This window comes from Tsuneonella sp. HG094, from assembly GCF_053819285.1.
In genome coordinates, this window is sequence record NZ_JBSORA010000001.1 from 1,362,980 (window position 1) to 1,377,001 (window position 14,022).

At 65.3% G+C, this 14,022-nt stretch carries 17 protein-coding genes and 1 tRNA gene; 9 read left to right on the forward strand and 9 right to left on the reverse strand.

Going from position 1 to position 14,022, the window contains the following annotated elements:
- Positions 1–117: 117 nt before the first annotated feature.
- Positions 118–193: transfer RNA gene (locus tag ACWPMX_RS06810), tRNA-Ala, on the reverse strand.
- Between the two features lie 94 nt (positions 194–287).
- Complete coding sequence (locus ACWPMX_RS06815) at positions 288–611, reverse strand: TIGR02300 family protein (protein ID WP_455699283.1); 324 nt, start codon at positions 609–611, stop codon at positions 288–290.
- Positions 612–749: 138 nt separating this feature from the next.
- Here ACWPMX_RS06815 and aroA point away from each other — a divergent pair, with 138 nt between their 5' ends.
- The 6 genes from aroA to ACWPMX_RS06845 all read left to right on the forward strand — a co-directional run bounded on the left by aroA (position 750) and on the right by ACWPMX_RS06845 (position 6,245).
- The gene (gene aroA, locus ACWPMX_RS06820; protein ID WP_455699284.1) at positions 750–2,072 is read left to right on the forward strand and encodes a 3-phosphoshikimate 1-carboxyvinyltransferase; all 1,323 of its coding nucleotides are present in this window, start codon (positions 750–752) and stop codon (positions 2,070–2,072) included.
- A complete protein-coding gene (locus tag ACWPMX_RS06825) occupies positions 2,069–2,326 on the forward strand; it encodes a CBU_0592 family membrane protein (RefSeq protein WP_455699285.1) in 258 nt (85 codons plus the stop codon). The genes aroA and ACWPMX_RS06825 overlap by 4 nt, the downstream gene beginning before the upstream one ends.
- The gene (locus tag ACWPMX_RS06830; RefSeq protein ID WP_455699286.1) at positions 2,323–2,946 is read left to right on the forward strand and encodes a (d)CMP kinase; all 624 of its coding nucleotides are present in this window, start codon (positions 2,323–2,325) and stop codon (positions 2,944–2,946) included. The genes ACWPMX_RS06825 and ACWPMX_RS06830 overlap by 4 nt, the downstream gene beginning before the upstream one ends.
- Positions 2,947–3,307: 361 nt before the next feature.
- Complete coding sequence (gene rpsA / locus ACWPMX_RS06835; RefSeq protein WP_455699287.1) at positions 3,308–5,026, forward strand: 30S ribosomal protein S1; 1,719 nt, start codon at positions 3,308–3,310, stop codon at positions 5,024–5,026.
- A gap of 131 nt (positions 5,027–5,157) precedes the next feature.
- Positions 5,158–5,916, forward strand: a complete 759-nt coding sequence (gloB, locus tag ACWPMX_RS06840) for a hydroxyacylglutathione hydrolase (RefSeq protein ID WP_455699288.1) — start codon at positions 5,158–5,160, stop codon at positions 5,914–5,916.
- Between the two features lie 2 nt (positions 5,917–5,918).
- On the forward strand, positions 5,919–6,245 hold the full coding sequence (locus ACWPMX_RS06845; RefSeq protein ID WP_455699289.1) for a DOPA 4,5-dioxygenase family protein: 327 nt from the start codon (positions 5,919–5,921) through the stop codon (positions 6,243–6,245).
- A gap of 74 nt (positions 6,246–6,319) precedes the next feature.
- On the opposite strand, the gene ACWPMX_RS06850 is transcribed toward ACWPMX_RS06845, so the two are convergent.
- The 5 genes from ACWPMX_RS06850 to ACWPMX_RS06870 all read right to left on the reverse strand — a co-directional run bounded on the left by ACWPMX_RS06850 (position 6,320) and on the right by ACWPMX_RS06870 (position 8,874).
- A complete protein-coding gene (locus ACWPMX_RS06850; protein WP_455699290.1) occupies positions 6,320–6,889 on the reverse strand; it encodes a F0F1 ATP synthase subunit B family protein in 570 nt (189 codons plus the stop codon).
- Positions 6,882–7,376 carry a F0F1 ATP synthase subunit B family protein gene (locus ACWPMX_RS06855; protein ID WP_455699291.1) on the reverse strand — a complete coding sequence of 165 codons (495 nt, stop codon included), beginning with the start codon at positions 7,374–7,376 and terminating at the stop codon, positions 6,882–6,884. The genes ACWPMX_RS06850 and ACWPMX_RS06855 overlap by 8 nt, the downstream gene beginning before the upstream one ends.
- A 66-nt stretch (positions 7,377–7,442) precedes the next feature.
- Entirely contained in the window at positions 7,443–7,670 is a 228-nt protein-coding gene (locus ACWPMX_RS06860) for a F0F1 ATP synthase subunit C (RefSeq protein ID WP_160485897.1), read from the reverse strand.
- A gap of 39 nt (positions 7,671–7,709) precedes the next feature.
- Entirely contained in the window at positions 7,710–8,495 is a 786-nt protein-coding gene (locus tag ACWPMX_RS06865; RefSeq protein ID WP_455699292.1) for a F0F1 ATP synthase subunit A, read from the reverse strand.
- A gap of 58 nt (positions 8,496–8,553) precedes the next feature.
- On the reverse strand, positions 8,554–8,874 hold the full coding sequence (locus ACWPMX_RS06870; protein WP_455699293.1) for an AtpZ/AtpI family protein: 321 nt from the start codon (positions 8,872–8,874) through the stop codon (positions 8,554–8,556).
- 192 nt (positions 8,875–9,066) lie between these two features.
- On the opposite strand from ACWPMX_RS06870, the gene nhaA reads away from it, so the two are divergent.
- Complete coding sequence (gene nhaA / locus ACWPMX_RS06875; RefSeq protein ID WP_455699294.1) at positions 9,067–10,257, forward strand: Na+/H+ antiporter NhaA; 1,191 nt, start codon at positions 9,067–9,069, stop codon at positions 10,255–10,257.
- 15 nt (positions 10,258–10,272) lie between these two features.
- On the opposite strand, the gene ACWPMX_RS06880 is transcribed toward nhaA, so the two are convergent.
- Together ACWPMX_RS06880 and ACWPMX_RS06885 are read right to left on the reverse strand one after the other, a co-directional pair.
- On the reverse strand, positions 10,273–10,710 hold the full coding sequence (locus ACWPMX_RS06880) for a VOC family protein (RefSeq protein ID WP_455699295.1): 438 nt from the start codon (positions 10,708–10,710) through the stop codon (positions 10,273–10,275).
- Positions 10,711–10,884: 174 nt separating this feature from the next.
- Positions 10,885–11,631, reverse strand: a complete 747-nt coding sequence (locus ACWPMX_RS06885) for a TorF family putative porin (RefSeq protein ID WP_455699296.1) — start codon at positions 11,629–11,631, stop codon at positions 10,885–10,887.
- 360 nt (positions 11,632–11,991) lie between these two features.
- Here ACWPMX_RS06885 and ACWPMX_RS06890 point away from each other — a divergent pair, with 360 nt between their 5' ends.
- Both ACWPMX_RS06890 and ACWPMX_RS06895 read left to right on the forward strand, forming a co-directional pair.
- The gene (locus ACWPMX_RS06890) at positions 11,992–12,714 is read left to right on the forward strand and encodes a metallophosphoesterase family protein (protein WP_455699297.1); all 723 of its coding nucleotides are present in this window, start codon (positions 11,992–11,994) and stop codon (positions 12,712–12,714) included.
- The gene (locus ACWPMX_RS06895; RefSeq protein ID WP_455699298.1) at positions 12,711–14,021 is read left to right on the forward strand and encodes a UDP-glucose dehydrogenase family protein; all 1,311 of its coding nucleotides are present in this window, start codon (positions 12,711–12,713) and stop codon (positions 14,019–14,021) included. Before ACWPMX_RS06890 ends, ACWPMX_RS06895 begins: the two co-directional genes overlap by 4 nt.
- Position 14,022 lies beyond the last annotated feature (1 nt).

Sequence of the window (14,022 nt, forward strand, 5' to 3'; positions counted from 1 at the left end):
TACCTCAACTCGGCCAAACCGCATGGGGCCCGGCAAATGCGAAAAACGCCGGCGGACGAAACCTCGTCGGCCAGCGTGCGAGCCTCATTGCGAGAAACCCGACTTTGTCTGTTTCGATGGTGGAGCCTAGCGGGATCGAACCGCTGACCTCCTGCATGCCATGCAGGCGCTCTCCCAGCTGAGCTAAGGCCCCATCTCATCGATGTGTGCCGATCCGTGAGGTCCGGCGGGCCGCCCCTTTATGGAGGGCGGCCCCGGTTGGCAAGCCCGAAATCGGGCTGCCGGACTTACTCGTCCACGTCGTCGTCGTCGCCCGCCGTGGTCACGCCGAGATCGTCGTCACCGCCGAGGTCGACGTCGTTGTCCGGCGAATCCTCGTCGTCATCGACGTCGAGATCCTCCAGATCGTCTCCGGCGAGGTCGGAATCAGCCTCTTCCTTCTTCTTCTTTTCTTCCTCGAAGGGGATCGGTTGCTTGGACTTCAAGACGGGTTCGGGGTACCACTTCTCGCCGCATTCGATGCACTCGACCGGCTCGTCCTTCGTCAGGTCGTAGAAGCGTTCACCGCACTTGGGGCACTGGCGCTTGGTGCCCCACTCTGGCTTGACCATTGTATATCCTCGATGCTGCCTGCCCGGGAGGCGGGCAAGGGCGTAGAATTCACGAAACTTGATGGATATCCGGCGCACCGGAATCAAGAGCGGGCGCGCCTTGCCACAGGGTATGGGCGCTGTCAAAGAGCCGCCGTCTTGACCAGCGATACACCCTCCCCCCGCCGCTTCCTGCCATCCGCCCCCCTGCGCGGTCGAATCCGCGTGCCTGGCGACAAGTCAATCAGCCACCGATCTGTGATGCTGGGCGCGCTGGCGGTGGGCGAAACCCGCGTGACCGGCCTGCTCGAGGGCGAGGACGTGATGGCCACTGCCGCCGCCATGCGCGCGATGGGCGCACAGGTCGAGAAGTACGGCGACGAATGGCGCATCCACGGTGTGGGCATCGGCGGCCTGCTGCAACCGGGCGCCGCGCTCGAGATGGGAAACTCGGGCACTTCGACCCGGCTGCTCATGGGGCTCATCGCCAGCCACCACATCACCGCCGCCTTCACCGGCGACGCGAGCCTGTCGAAGCGCCCGATGGGCCGGGTGATCGAGCCGCTGAGCCGCATCGGCGCGAGTTTCACCCCATCGCCCGGCGGCCGCCTGCCGCTGATGATGACCGGCGCGAAAGTGCCGGTGCCGATCGAGTACCGCCTTCCCGTCGCGAGCGCCCAGGTGAAGAGCGCGGTGCTGCTTGCCGGCCTCAACACCGCCGGGATCACCACGGTGATCGAGCCGGTGCCGACTCGCGACCATTCTGAGCGGATGCTGCGCGGCTTCGGCGCGGAACTGCAGGTCGAGGAAGTGGGCGGCGAACGGATCATCACCGTGCGCGGCGAGGCCGACCTCAATCCGCAGACGATCGAGGTTCCGGGCGACCCTTCGTCGGCCGCATTCTTCATGGTCGCGGCGAGCGTGATCGAGGGCAGCGATCTCGTGATCGAGAACGTCGGCCTTAACCCCACGCGGGCGGGCCTGGTCGAAGTGCTGCGCCAGATGGGCGCGAGCATCGAGGAACTGGACGCGCGCGAGGTGGGCGGTGAGCCCGTGGCCGACCTGCGCGTCCGCCATGCGCAGCTCACGGGGATCGAGGTCGACCCGGCGGTCGCGCCGAGCATGATCGACGAGTTTCCCGTCCTTTTCGTCGCGGCTGCGCTGGCAAACGGCCGCACCGTGACCCGCGGGCTCGAAGAACTGCGCGTCAAGGAATCGGATCGCCTCGCCGCCATGGCCGCCGCGCTCACCACTGTGGGCGCACGGGTCGAGGAGGTCGAAGACGGCCTCGTCATCGACGGCACCGGCGGCGACCTGCTGCCCGGCGGCGGCCCGATCGTCACCCACCTCGACCACCGTATCGCGATGAGCATGGCGGTCGCCGGCCTTGTCAGCCGCGACGGCGTCGAGGTCGATGACACGCGCCCCATCGCAACGAGCTTCCCCGCCTTCGAAGCTCTGCTCGACAGCGCGCGCGCATGAGCGGTCTCGACATCTACACCCTCGTCGGGTTCGCCGGGATGGCGTGCATCATCGCCGCCTATGCCTACCTGACCTGGGCCGACGCACCGAACCCGTTCGTGCTGCACGGCACCAACCTTGCGGGTGCCGCGCTGCTGACCGTGTCGCTCATCGTCCATACGAACTTGCCGAGCCTGGTGCTCGAAGGTTTCTGGGCCGCCATCGCGATCTACGGGCTGGTGAAGGCCACCCTCGCCCGCAGGAAGGCCGCATGATCATCGCCGTCGACGGTCCCACTGCCTCGGGCAAGGGGACGATCGCCCGCGCGCTCGCGGCGCATTACGGCCTCGCCTATCTCGACACTGGACTGCTCTACCGCGCGGTCGGATGGCAGGCGTTCCGCGATGGCGGCGATCCCGACGATGGCGGCGATGCGCTTGCGGCGACGACCTTTCCCGACAGCCTGTTGGGCGACCCCCATCTGCGGACCGAGGAAGTCGGCGGCCTCGCAAGCCGCGTGTCGATCCATCCGTCGGTGCGGCAGGCACTGTTCGAGCGGCAGCGTGCCTTTGCCGAGCAACCGGGCGGAGCCGTGCTCGACGGGCGCGACATCGGCACCGTCATCGCGCCCGACGCCGACGTGAAGCTCTTCGTCACAGCCAGCGTCGATGCCCGCGCCGAGCGTCGCTGGAAGGAAATGCGCGAACGAGGGATCGAGGCCGACCTCACGTCCATTGCCGACGACATTCGCCTCCGCGACGAACGAGATGCCAACCGCAGCGATGCCCCCTTGCGGGTGGCAGACGGCGCGTTCGTGATCGACAACTCGGCGATGACCCGCAACGAAGCACTCGCTGCCGCAATCGAGGCAATCGAGCGTGCGCGGCGCGACTGATCCCAAAGCATTTTCCTACACGCGGCAATCTCGCCATGAGCTGGGCTATGCAGATAGCGCGACGGTCAGCCCGAAATCCGATCTTGCCGTCGCGCATTCCCGACAACGGGCAACCAGCCCTGTCCGCGCCGAATTCTGGTGTATACTTCGTGTCACCTTCCGCCGCCGGCCCCGGCTTGCCTTCGACCGGCTTTTCGCCTAGGGGCCGCCCGTCCCCGAAAGCATCTGCTCGACTGGACCCGTGCGACGGCGATCGGCCCCGCGCGGCATCGGCCCTCTTGGCCCGTGAAGGCAATCCCGCCGACGCGGAGAAAGACCCGGGTAGAACCCGCGGCCGGTAGCAAACGTGAAGGAACATAGCATGGCATCGACTGCCAATCCCACTCGCGCCGATTTCGAGGCGCTTCTCAACGAACAGCTCGGCGGCGCCGGCGACGAAGGCTTCGAAGGCCGCGTCGTCAAGGGCACCGTCACCGCCATCGAAAACGGCATGGCGATCATCGACGTCGGTCTGAAGAGCGAAGGTCGCATCTCCCTGCGCGAATTCGAGCGCGGCGAAGAAGACGGCTCGCACGGCCTCAGCGTCGGTAGCGAAGTCGAAGTCTTCGTCGACCGCGTCGAGAACGCCGACGGCGAAGCGATGCTCAGCCGCGACCGCGCCCGCCGCGAAGCCGCGTGGGACAAGCTGGAAAGCGAATTCGGCGAAGGCAAGCGCGTCGAGGGCCGCATCTTCGGCCGCGTCAAGGGCGGCTTCACCGTCGACCTCGACGGCGCCGTGGCGTTCCTGCCCGGCTCGCAGGTCGACATCCGCCCGGTGCGCGACGTCGGCCCGCTGATGGACATGGCGCAGCCGTTCCAGATCCTGAAGATGGACCGCCGCCGCGGCAACATCGTCGTCTCGCGCCGCGCGGTGCTCGAGGAAACCCGCGCCGAACAGCGCAGCGAGCTGATCGACAAGCTGGGCGAAGGCCAGGTGATCGACGGCGTCGTGAAGAACATCACCGATTACGGCGCGTTCGTGGACCTGGGCGGCATCGACGGCCTGCTCCACGTCACCGACATGAGCTACAAGCGGGTCAACCACCCGAACGAGGTCATCAACATCGGTGACACGGTCAAGGTGCAGATCATCCGCATCAACCCCGAAACGCAGCGCATCAGCCTCGGCATGAAGCAGCTGGAAAGCGATCCGTGGGATGGCGTCGCCGCCAAGTACCCGGTCGGCATGAAGATGACCGGCACGGTCACGAACATCACCGAATACGGTGCGTTCGTCGAAATCGAGCCGGGCATCGAAGGCCTCGTCCACGTTTCGGAAATGAGCTGGACCAAGAAGAACGTCCACCCCGGCAAGATCGTCTCGACTTCGCAGGAAGTCGACGTGATGGTACTCGAGGTCGACAGCGACAAGCGCCGCATCAGCCTCGGCCTCAAGCAGGCCCAGCGCAACCCGTGGGAAGAGTTCGCCGAAGCCCACCCGGTCGGCGCGAAGGTCACCGGCGAAGTCAAGAACGCCACCGAGTTCGGCCTGTTCATCGGCCTGCCCGGCGACGTGGACGGCATGGTCCACATGTCGGACATCGCCTGGGGCATTTCGGGCGAAGACGCGCTGGCGCTCCACCGCAAGGGTGAAGAGGTCGAAGCCATCGTTCTCGACGTCGACGTCGAGAAGGAGCGCATCAGCCTCGGCATGAAGCAGCTGGAAAAGGGCGCCCCGGTTGCCGGTGCGACCACGGGCGGCTCGAGCGGCATGAAGAAGAACGACGTGGTCACCGTGACCGTGCTCGAAGTCCGCGATGGCGGCCTCGAAGTGCAGGCGGGCGACGACGGCGCGACGGGCTTCATCAAGCGCAGCGACCTCGGCCGCGACCGCGACGAGCAGCGTCCGGACCGCTTCCAGGCGGGCCAGAAGCTCGACGCGATGGTCATCGGCTTCGACCGTTCGAAGAAGCCCAACTTCTCGGTCAAGGCGCGTCAGATCGCCGAAGAGAAGCAGGCTGTCGAACAGTACGGTTCGTCGGATTCGGGTGCGTCGCTCGGCGACATCCTCGGCGAGGCGCTGAAGGCCAAGCAGGACTGATCCTGACCTAGCCGCTTCGGCCATTCAGGAAGGCCCGCTTGCTCACACGAGCAGGCGGGCCTTTCCTACATGGGGCGGACGCACTACCTTTGGTCCCCAGGTAGCGAAGCGGTAGGACGACGAAGACTCCGATGCCCCTAGAAATTCACCAGTTCCCCTGTCTGAGCGACAATTACGGCTTCCTGGTCCACGACCCGGACAGCTGCGAGACGGTCGCGATCGACACGCCCGACGCAGATGCCTACCTCGCCGCCGCGGCCGAGAAGGGCTGGCAGATTACCCAGATCTGGAACACGCACTGGCATCCCGACCATGCCGGCGGGAACGAGGCGATAAAGGCGGCAACCGGCTGTACGATCGTCGCTCCGGCAGAAGTCGAACGGATCTCGCCGATCGACCGCGTGGTGAAGAACGGCGACACCGTTACCATCGGCGACCACGAGGCGGCGGTCATCGATGTCGGCGGGCATACCAACGGCCATATCGCCTACCACCTCGACGAGGATGACGTCGCGTTCGTCGGCGACAGTATCTTTGCGCTCGGCTGCGGCAGGATGTTCGAAGGCGAGCCCGATCAGTTCTGGGCGAGCCTCGAACGCATTCGCGCCCTACCGCCCGAGACGATGCTCTACTGCGCGCACGAATACACCCAGTCGAACGCGAAGTTCGCTCTCCACGCCGATCCGGATAACCTGGACCTCCAGCTCTACGCAAAGGAGATCGACGACAGGCGGGCCCGTCACGAACCGACGGTGCCGACCAAGCTCGAACGGGAGCTGCTGACCAACCCGTTCCTGCGGGCCGATCGCGAAGACCTGCGCAACCGCTGGGGCGGCCACACGCCGCAGGAGACGTTCGCCAAGTTGCGCGCCGCCAAGGACAATTTCTGACGATGGCGATCCGCGGCTACCACGCGCACATCTATTTCGATCCGGAACAATTGGGGCAGGCGCAGACGCTCGCCGACGCCGCGCGCGAGGCGCTGGTCTGTCCTGTCGGCCACTTCCACACCGCCCCGGTCGGCCCGCACCCGCGCGGGTCGGTGCAACTGTCGCTGCGTCCCGAACAGTTCGCGCGGTTCGCCGCGTGGATTTCGGATGTGCGCGGCAGCCTGACGGTGTTCGCCCACGGCCTCAGCGGGAACGATCTCGACGATCACACCCGCTTCGTGATCTGGTTCGGCAACTCGGAGCCGCTCGACCTGTCGATCTTCGCTTGAGGCGGTGAGCGAGGCCTGAAACGCGAAAGGGCGGCCCCGCGGACCGCCCTTCATTAACCAGCGAGGCGTCTGGCTTAAATGCCGGCGATGATCTCGTCGGCGAGCTTGCGGTCCGCGTCTTCGGCGTGGTTCTCGGCGATCAGCTTGCGGGCAGCGACGGTCGCCGCCTCAGCAGCACGCGCCTTGACCTGGTCGACCGCTTCGCGCTCGGCGGCGGCAATCTTGTCGGTCGCCATGCGTTCGCGGCGCGCGACGACTTCCTCGCTGTCGGTCTTGGCCTTGTCCAAAATGAACTCGGCCTCATGACGGGCATTGGCAAGGAGCGATTCGGCGTCCTTTTCGGCGCCGGCGATCTTGGCTGCGTACTCGGCGCGAAGCTGCTCGGCCTCGGCGCGCAGCGCCTTGGCTTCGTCGAGCTGCTGGCGGATCGCGGCGATCTTGCCGTCGATCCGTCCGGTGATCATCCCCGGCACGCGCTTCCAAACCATGATCAGGATGAGGATGAGCATCGCCAGGGCGACGATCTGGAACGGGGCCATGCCGAAGAGTTCGGGCTCCACATGAACGGGCGCCCCGCCATGGCCGGTCTCGGCCACGGTTTCGGCTTCGTTCGCCGTGAAGACTTCGGGAAGCGGATCAGCCATGGGTCATGGCCTCCTTCACGGCCTTGCTGGCGACGGGCCTGGTCACCTTGATGCCGGCGAGCCGCTGGACGATGTCCTGCGCAGCCTCGGCGGCAACGGTCTGGATCTCGCCCATCGCGGTGTCACGCGCCGCACCGATGCGCGCTTCGGCCTCGGCCATTCGCGCGTCGATCGCCGACTGAGCGGCAGAGAGGCGAGCTTCTGACGCGACCGAAGCCTCGCCCTTCGCCTTGGTGAGGACGGCCTGGGCGGCTGCCCGGTTGTCGTTCTCGCGCTTGCGCCACGCCTCTTCCTGCCGGTCCGCCTCGTCCCGTGCGGCCTGAGCGGCCGCAAGGTCGGTGGCGATCTGCGCATCGCGCGCTTCCACGGTCGCCATGATACGCGGCACCATGCCGCGACCGATGAAGAAGAACGTGAAGCCGAAAAAGATCAGCAACCAGAAGATCTGGCTGGAATAGGTTTCGGCTAGCTGGGCTATCTGTGGCATCGCGCGCTCGTATCATGGGCGCCGACCGGACCCGCAGGTCCGGACGGCGTAAACCCGTGGTCGGTCTTAGGCGACGAAGATCAGGATCATCGACACGACGAACGCCAGCAGGCCGAGAAGTTCGGCGGCGGCGAAGCCGATGAACAGGCGACCCTGCTGGCCGTCGGCGGCACCCGGGTTGCGCAGCGCGCTCTCGAGGAACGAGCCGAAGACGTTACCCACGCCGATGGCGGCCATGCCGGCGCCGATAGCAGCAAGACCCGCACCGATGAGCTTGGCGGCTTCCATGTCCATGATAAAACTCCTTTGAATTTCGTAAGTTGAAGAAGAAACTTAGTGAAGGTTCTCGGCGTCGTTGATGTACAGCGACGTCAGAAGGGCGAAAACGTAGGCCTGGATACCGGCGACGAGCAGTTCGAGCGCGCAGATGCCGATCATCAGCAGGAAGCTGGGAAGCCCGACAAGCAGGCCGAAGCCGACGCCTGCGTTGGTCCCGTCGATGACGAAGCTCGACAGCACTTCCAGCAGCACGTGGCCGGCCATCATGGCGACGAACAGTCGCAGGCCGAGGCTGAACGGGCGCACCATGAACGAGATGAACTCGATCGGCGCGATCACCGGGATCATCGGCAGGGGAGTGCCGTGCGGCACAAACAGGCTGAAAAAGTGGAAGCCGTGACGCCAGAAGCCGACGACCAGCACGATCGCGAAGCTGAGGATCGCGAGAATACCGGTCACGGTGAAGTGACTGGTGAACGTGAACGGGTGCACGCCGACAACACCCAGCGGCAGCAGGCCGAGAAGGTTCGCGAACAGGATGAACATGAACAGGCTGAAGACGTAAGGCACGTACTTGCGCCCGGCCTTGCCGATGTTCGCTTCCAGCATGTTGTCGATGAATCCGGTGAACGTCTCCACCATCATCTGCCAGCGACCCGGAACGAGCTGGCGACGCATGCCGCCGGCGACGAACAGGGTCAGCACCACCGTGGTGATGAGCATCCACAATGCGGAATTGGTGAAGGCGACGTTGTACCCGGCAACTTCCCAGCCCGACGTGCCGGCGAGCGGCTCGATCGTGAACTGGTGCATCGGATCGACCTTGGCTTCGGCTGCCACTGTGCGAAAATCCCTGATCCTTGTCAGTGGCGACCCGCGAAGGCCGCCACCCATGGCGCTATTGGTCGGGCGGCCGCTTCGCTGCCCGGAGGATGTTCTTGAAGGCGACCACGATCCCGAGGGCGAGGCCAACCAGCAGACCCCAAGGCAAGGTTCCCGCCAGCCAATCGAACAGCCAGCCCAGAACCAAGCCGCCGAGAACCCCGCCGAGCAGGTCCGCCAGTGCCCGGTTGCCGCTGCGATAATTCGCGTCGGCGCCTTGCACGTTGGACCCGGTGCGCTCCTCTTCCCGCTCGCGCGCGGCTTTCAGCCGCTCCTCGAGCGCGTCGATCCGCGCATCCTCAACGATAGGTTCCCGTGCGGGCTTCTCGTCGCTCATACCACTCTCCCTGATACGGGCAGTCCCACGATGGGAAAGACCCTTTTAAAGGAAACGCGCGGCATGCGCGGGAGGTGCCCGCCGAGGGCGCCGCCCCCTTAGGCGGGGGTCCTTGGCAAGTCAACCGGCGCGCAGCCGCTTTGCGGCTTCCTCGGGGTTGTCTTTTGGACCCAGATCAACAAGGCCCCTTCCATGACCGAAAAGCGCATTCCTTTCGCCGAGCGCCTAGCCCCGGTCCGCGCCCTTTTCACGTCGGACGCTCGCGAGGGGATTCTCCTCATCGGTATTGCCGTGGCCGCGATGGCGATCGCCAATTCGGCGCTTGGCGAAGAGTACCACACGCTATTCCATGCAGACCTGGCGGTGACCCCGATCCCCAAGCTCGCGAACGCACACCTGTGGATCAATGACGCGCTGATGGTGATTTTCTTCTTCGTCGTCGGACTCGAGGTAAAGCGCGAGATCGTCGAGGGTGACCTCTCCGATCCGCAGGCCCGCAGGCTTCCGGTCATCGCGGCCATCGCCGGAATGGCGGTCCCCGCCCTGCTGTTCCTCGCCCTGGTTGGCGACGACCCGCGCCTTCACCGCGGCTGGGCAATCCCGGCGGCAACCGACATCGCCTTCGCAATGGGCGTGGTCGGATTGCTCGGGCGCCGAATTCCCGGCAGCCTGCGCCTGTTCCTGCTCACCGTCGCGATCGTCGACGATATCGGCGCGGTCGTCATCATCGCCGCTTTCTACACTGCGCAGGTCAAGGGAGCGTGGCTGATCGCCTCCATCGCAGTAGCGCTCGGGATGGCGGTCATGAACCTGATGCGTGCGGACCGGATCTGGGGCTATGCGGCCGCGACCGTGGTCCTGTGGTTCTGCGTCCTCAACTCGGGCGTCCACGCGACTATCGCCGGGGTCGTGGCGGCGGTCATGGTGCCGATGTACCGTCGCGACGGGAAGCACCTGCTCGAGAAAGTCGAGCACCGACTCGCACCGTGGAATGCCTATCTCGTCGTGCCCGTATTCGCCCTCGCCAATGCGGGGGTCGACCTACGCGGCCTCGGCGCGGGGGGACTGCTTGCCCCGCTGCCGATAGCGGTCGCAGCCGCTCTGTTCTTCGGCAAGCAGGCGGGCATATTCGCTGCGGTCGCGGCGGCCGACAAGCTCGGCATTGCGAGCAGGCCGGAAGGCACGTCGTGGATGCAGGTCTGGGGCGTCGCGATCCTGTGCGGCATCGGCTTCACCATGAGCCTGTTCATCGGCGCCCTCGCCTTTGCCGACGAGCCGCTTCTGTACGAACAGGCGAAAATCGGCGTTCTGGGCGGGACGCTCGCGTCGCTCGTCGCGGGATATCTGCTGATTCGGTTCGCCCCGACGCGCTCGGAGAACTGACTGGAGCGGCCGACGTCACCAGCTCCCGGTGCTCGCCATGCTGGCCCATGGCTCCTGCGGAGGCAGGTGACCGTCCTGCAGCAGTTCGACCGAAATCCCGTCGGGCGACTTCACGAAGGCCATGTGCCCGTCCCGCGGCGGCCGATGGATGATATGCCCGGCCTCGCTCAGCCGCTGGCACGTCTCGTAGATGTCATCGACGCGGTAGGCGAGGTGGCCGAAGTTGCGGCCGCCGTCGTACTCCTCGGCGGGCGAACCATCCGCGGGCGGCCAGTTGTAGGTCAGTTCGACTTCGGCGACGCCTTCCTGTCCGGGAGCCGCGAGGAAGATCAGCGTGAACCGCCCTGCCTCACTGTCGAATCGGCGCGATTCCTTGAGGCCGATGAGTTCGAAAAAAGCGATCGTCGCGTCCGGATCGGACACGCGGATCATCGAATGCAGGTACTTCACCACGGTTTGCTGCCTCCAATAGGGCGGAAACTCAGGTGGACCAGATGGGTGCTGGGGCGGACTCTTGGAAGAGGGCCGGGTCGCTCAAGCTCCGATCGACGGAACGAGCATCGCGCTTACAAAGGATTATGGTTGAAAAAATTGCGGGGGCGACAGAGCGCCGCCCCCGCAACCGGATCAGAAACTCGCGCCGAGCGAGACGACGACCGTATCGTCGGTAACGCCGTCGAACAGCGGCCCGCCGGGTCCATCGACACCGACATAGGCTACGCCGAGGGTCAGCGAACCCAGCACGGTGGCCGAAGCGCCCACCGAATAGTCGAACGCATCGCCATCGGCCGTGTAAGTGAGGAACCCGTCGGTGTAACCGGCGTGCGCCGTCAGAGTGATCGGAGTGTTGGGAACACCCAGCGAGGCATCGGCCGACAGGTAGAGATTGTCACCGCCGCCGAGCGAATCCTGGTCCCACGAATAGAACGCGCCGAGCGTCAGGCCGAGCGGGCCGATCGAGGGTTTGAGCTTGCCGTAGACTTCCCAAACGTCCGACGGACCCGCGCCGGGATCCTTCGACGGGTAGGCATAGTAGGTCACGCCGACGTCGGCGCCGAGGCCTTCGCTGATGTCCCCGGCCCAGCCGGCGAACACGTCGACTTCGACCTCACCGTAGACCGGCGTATCCTCGAGCGACGAAGCCCAGGTGCCGACGTAGAGGCCGCTTTCGTGGTTGAGCGTTACACCGCCCTGGATGGCGATGTCACCGCCCGAAAGTCCGACGCCGCGGAAGCGGTAGTCGGACACGAGGGTTACGCTGCCTGTTACGGTGACGGGTCCAGCTTCTTCGTCCTGCGCAAAAGCAGGAGTCGCGACGACGGCGGAAGTTGCAAGAATAGAGGCGGCGATAAGGCCGCGGATGGACGTGAGCATCTCAAACTCCTTTGGGTTTGTGCCTCGTCCCACCTGCGCACACACCGCGGATCCGTCATTTTTCGCGGATCGCATTCGGTAGATGCGCAACTTTCTTGCCGGGCGATGCTGCGCCGCACAAGATAAATCTGATTGACGCCCGTGAAGCCGTGCCGCTGTGTTGATTTTGTGCATCACCTTCCATCTGGTTCACGGGAGGCTCATGGCTTGCCGCGCAAAAGCCCCTCCCCTATGCGGCGCCGACCGCACACCAGTCGCGAGTAGCTCCGACCCCCGCTTATGTTTTCATCGCTTCGCAACCTGTTCGGCTCCAGGCCGGAGCCTGTCCGGTATGCTGTGCCCCAGGGAACGCGCTACTACGTGGTCGGCGACGTCCACGGCCGCCGGGACCTGTTCGATGAGCTGATCGCCGCGATCGAGCGTGACGACCGCGAGAGCGAACCGGCAGACACGACTGTCGTGCTCCTCGGCGATCTCGTCGATCGCGGTCCCGACAGCGCGGGTGTCGTCAGTCGCGCAATCGAGTGGCAAGCAACGCGCCGGGTCGTGCTGCTCGCGGGCAATCACGAGGAGATGTTCCTCGATTCGTTCGAAACCGAGGGCGTGCTTCGTCACTTCCTCAGGCATGGCGGACGCCAGACCCTGCTGAGTTATGGCCTGACCCGCGCGCATTACGACGCCGCGACGATCGAGGAACTCCAGGACCTCATGCCGCGGATCGTGCCGCAGTCGCATCGCGACTTCCTGTCTGCGGCGAGCAACCATCTCGTAGCGGGCGACTATCTGTTCGTTCACGCAGGCATCTTTCCTGATGTTCCGCTGGGCGAACAGCGGGAACACCACCTGCGGTGGATCCGCGAGCCTTTTCTCGACCACACGGCGCCGCATGAATTCATGGTGGTCCACGGCCACACGATCACTGACGACGTCGACCTGCGGACAAATCGCGTCGGCATCGACACCGGCGCTTATCGCACCGGGCGATTGACTGCGCTCGTTCTCGAAGGCGAACAGAGGCGCCTGATCCAGGCGGTGGAGTCCGAACTGGGAATGACGATCGAATATAGGGAATGCAGGGCATGAAGATTGCAATGGTCGGCTCAGGCTACGTGGGACTCGTTTCGGGCGCGTGCTTTGCCGATTTCGGGCACGAGGTCGTCTGTATCGACAAGGACCAGTCGAAGATCGACCGTCTGCACGCGGGCGTCATGCCGATCTACGAGCCCGGTCTCGACGCGCTCGTGGCCAGCAACGTGAGCGCCGGCCGCCTGTCATTCACGACCAGCCTTGCCGAGGGAATCGCCGGCGCGGCGGCCATCTTCATCGCGGTCGGTACGCCAAGCCGTCGCGGCGATGGCCACGCCGATCTGTCGTTCGTCTATGCCGTCGCGCAGGAAATCGGGGAGAGCCTGGCGGGCGATGCAGTCATCGTCACCAAGTCGACCGTTCCCGTCGGAACCGGAGACGAGGTCGAGCGCATCATTGCCGAAAGCGGCTGCACCCACCGCTTCGCGGTGGTCTCCAACCCCGAGTTCCTCCGCGAAGGCGCGGCGATCGGCGACTTCAAGCGGCCCGACCGCATCGTGATTGGTGCAGAGGATGACTTCGGGCGCGCGGTCATGCGCGAGGTCTATCGCCCGCTGTTCCTCAATGAAGCTCCGATCCTGTTCACCGGGCGCCGGACCAGCGAACTCATCAAGTACGCAGCAAACGCCTTCCTCGCGACCAAGATCACCTTCATCAACGAGATGGCGGACTTGTGCGAGAAGGTCGGCGCAGATGTCCAGGACGTCAGCCGCGGGATCGGAATGGACGGGCGCATCGGTTCGAAGTTCCTCCACGCCGGTCCCGGCTATGGCGGATCGTGCTTCCCGAAAGACACCCTCGCCCTGCTCAAGACCGCCGAGGATTACGACAGTCCGACGCGGATCGTCGAGGCGGTGGTCAAGGTCAACGACACCCGCAAGCGGGCGATGGGCCGCAAGGTGATCGACGCGCTCGGCGGGATCGAGGCGGCTCGGGGCAAGAAAGTCGCGCTGCTCGGCCTGACCTTCAAGCCGAACACCGACGACATGCGCGACAGTCCGGCCATCGCCATCGCGCTCGCGCTGACCGACGCCGGCGTGTCGGTCGCGGCTTACGATCCCGAGGGGATGGAACTCGCCGCTCCGCTCATGCCGGATGTCACGATGTGCACCAGCGCGTACGCCGCGCTCGAAGGTGCGGACGCCGCAGCGATCGTGACCGAGTGGGACGTCTTCCGCGCCCTCGACCTGAGCCGCGTGAAGCAGATCATGAATGCCCCGGTGCTGGTCGATCTGCGCAACGTGTACCGCCCGGCGGACATGCAGGCCGCAGGCTTCGCCTATACGAGCATCGGGCGCGGCTGAT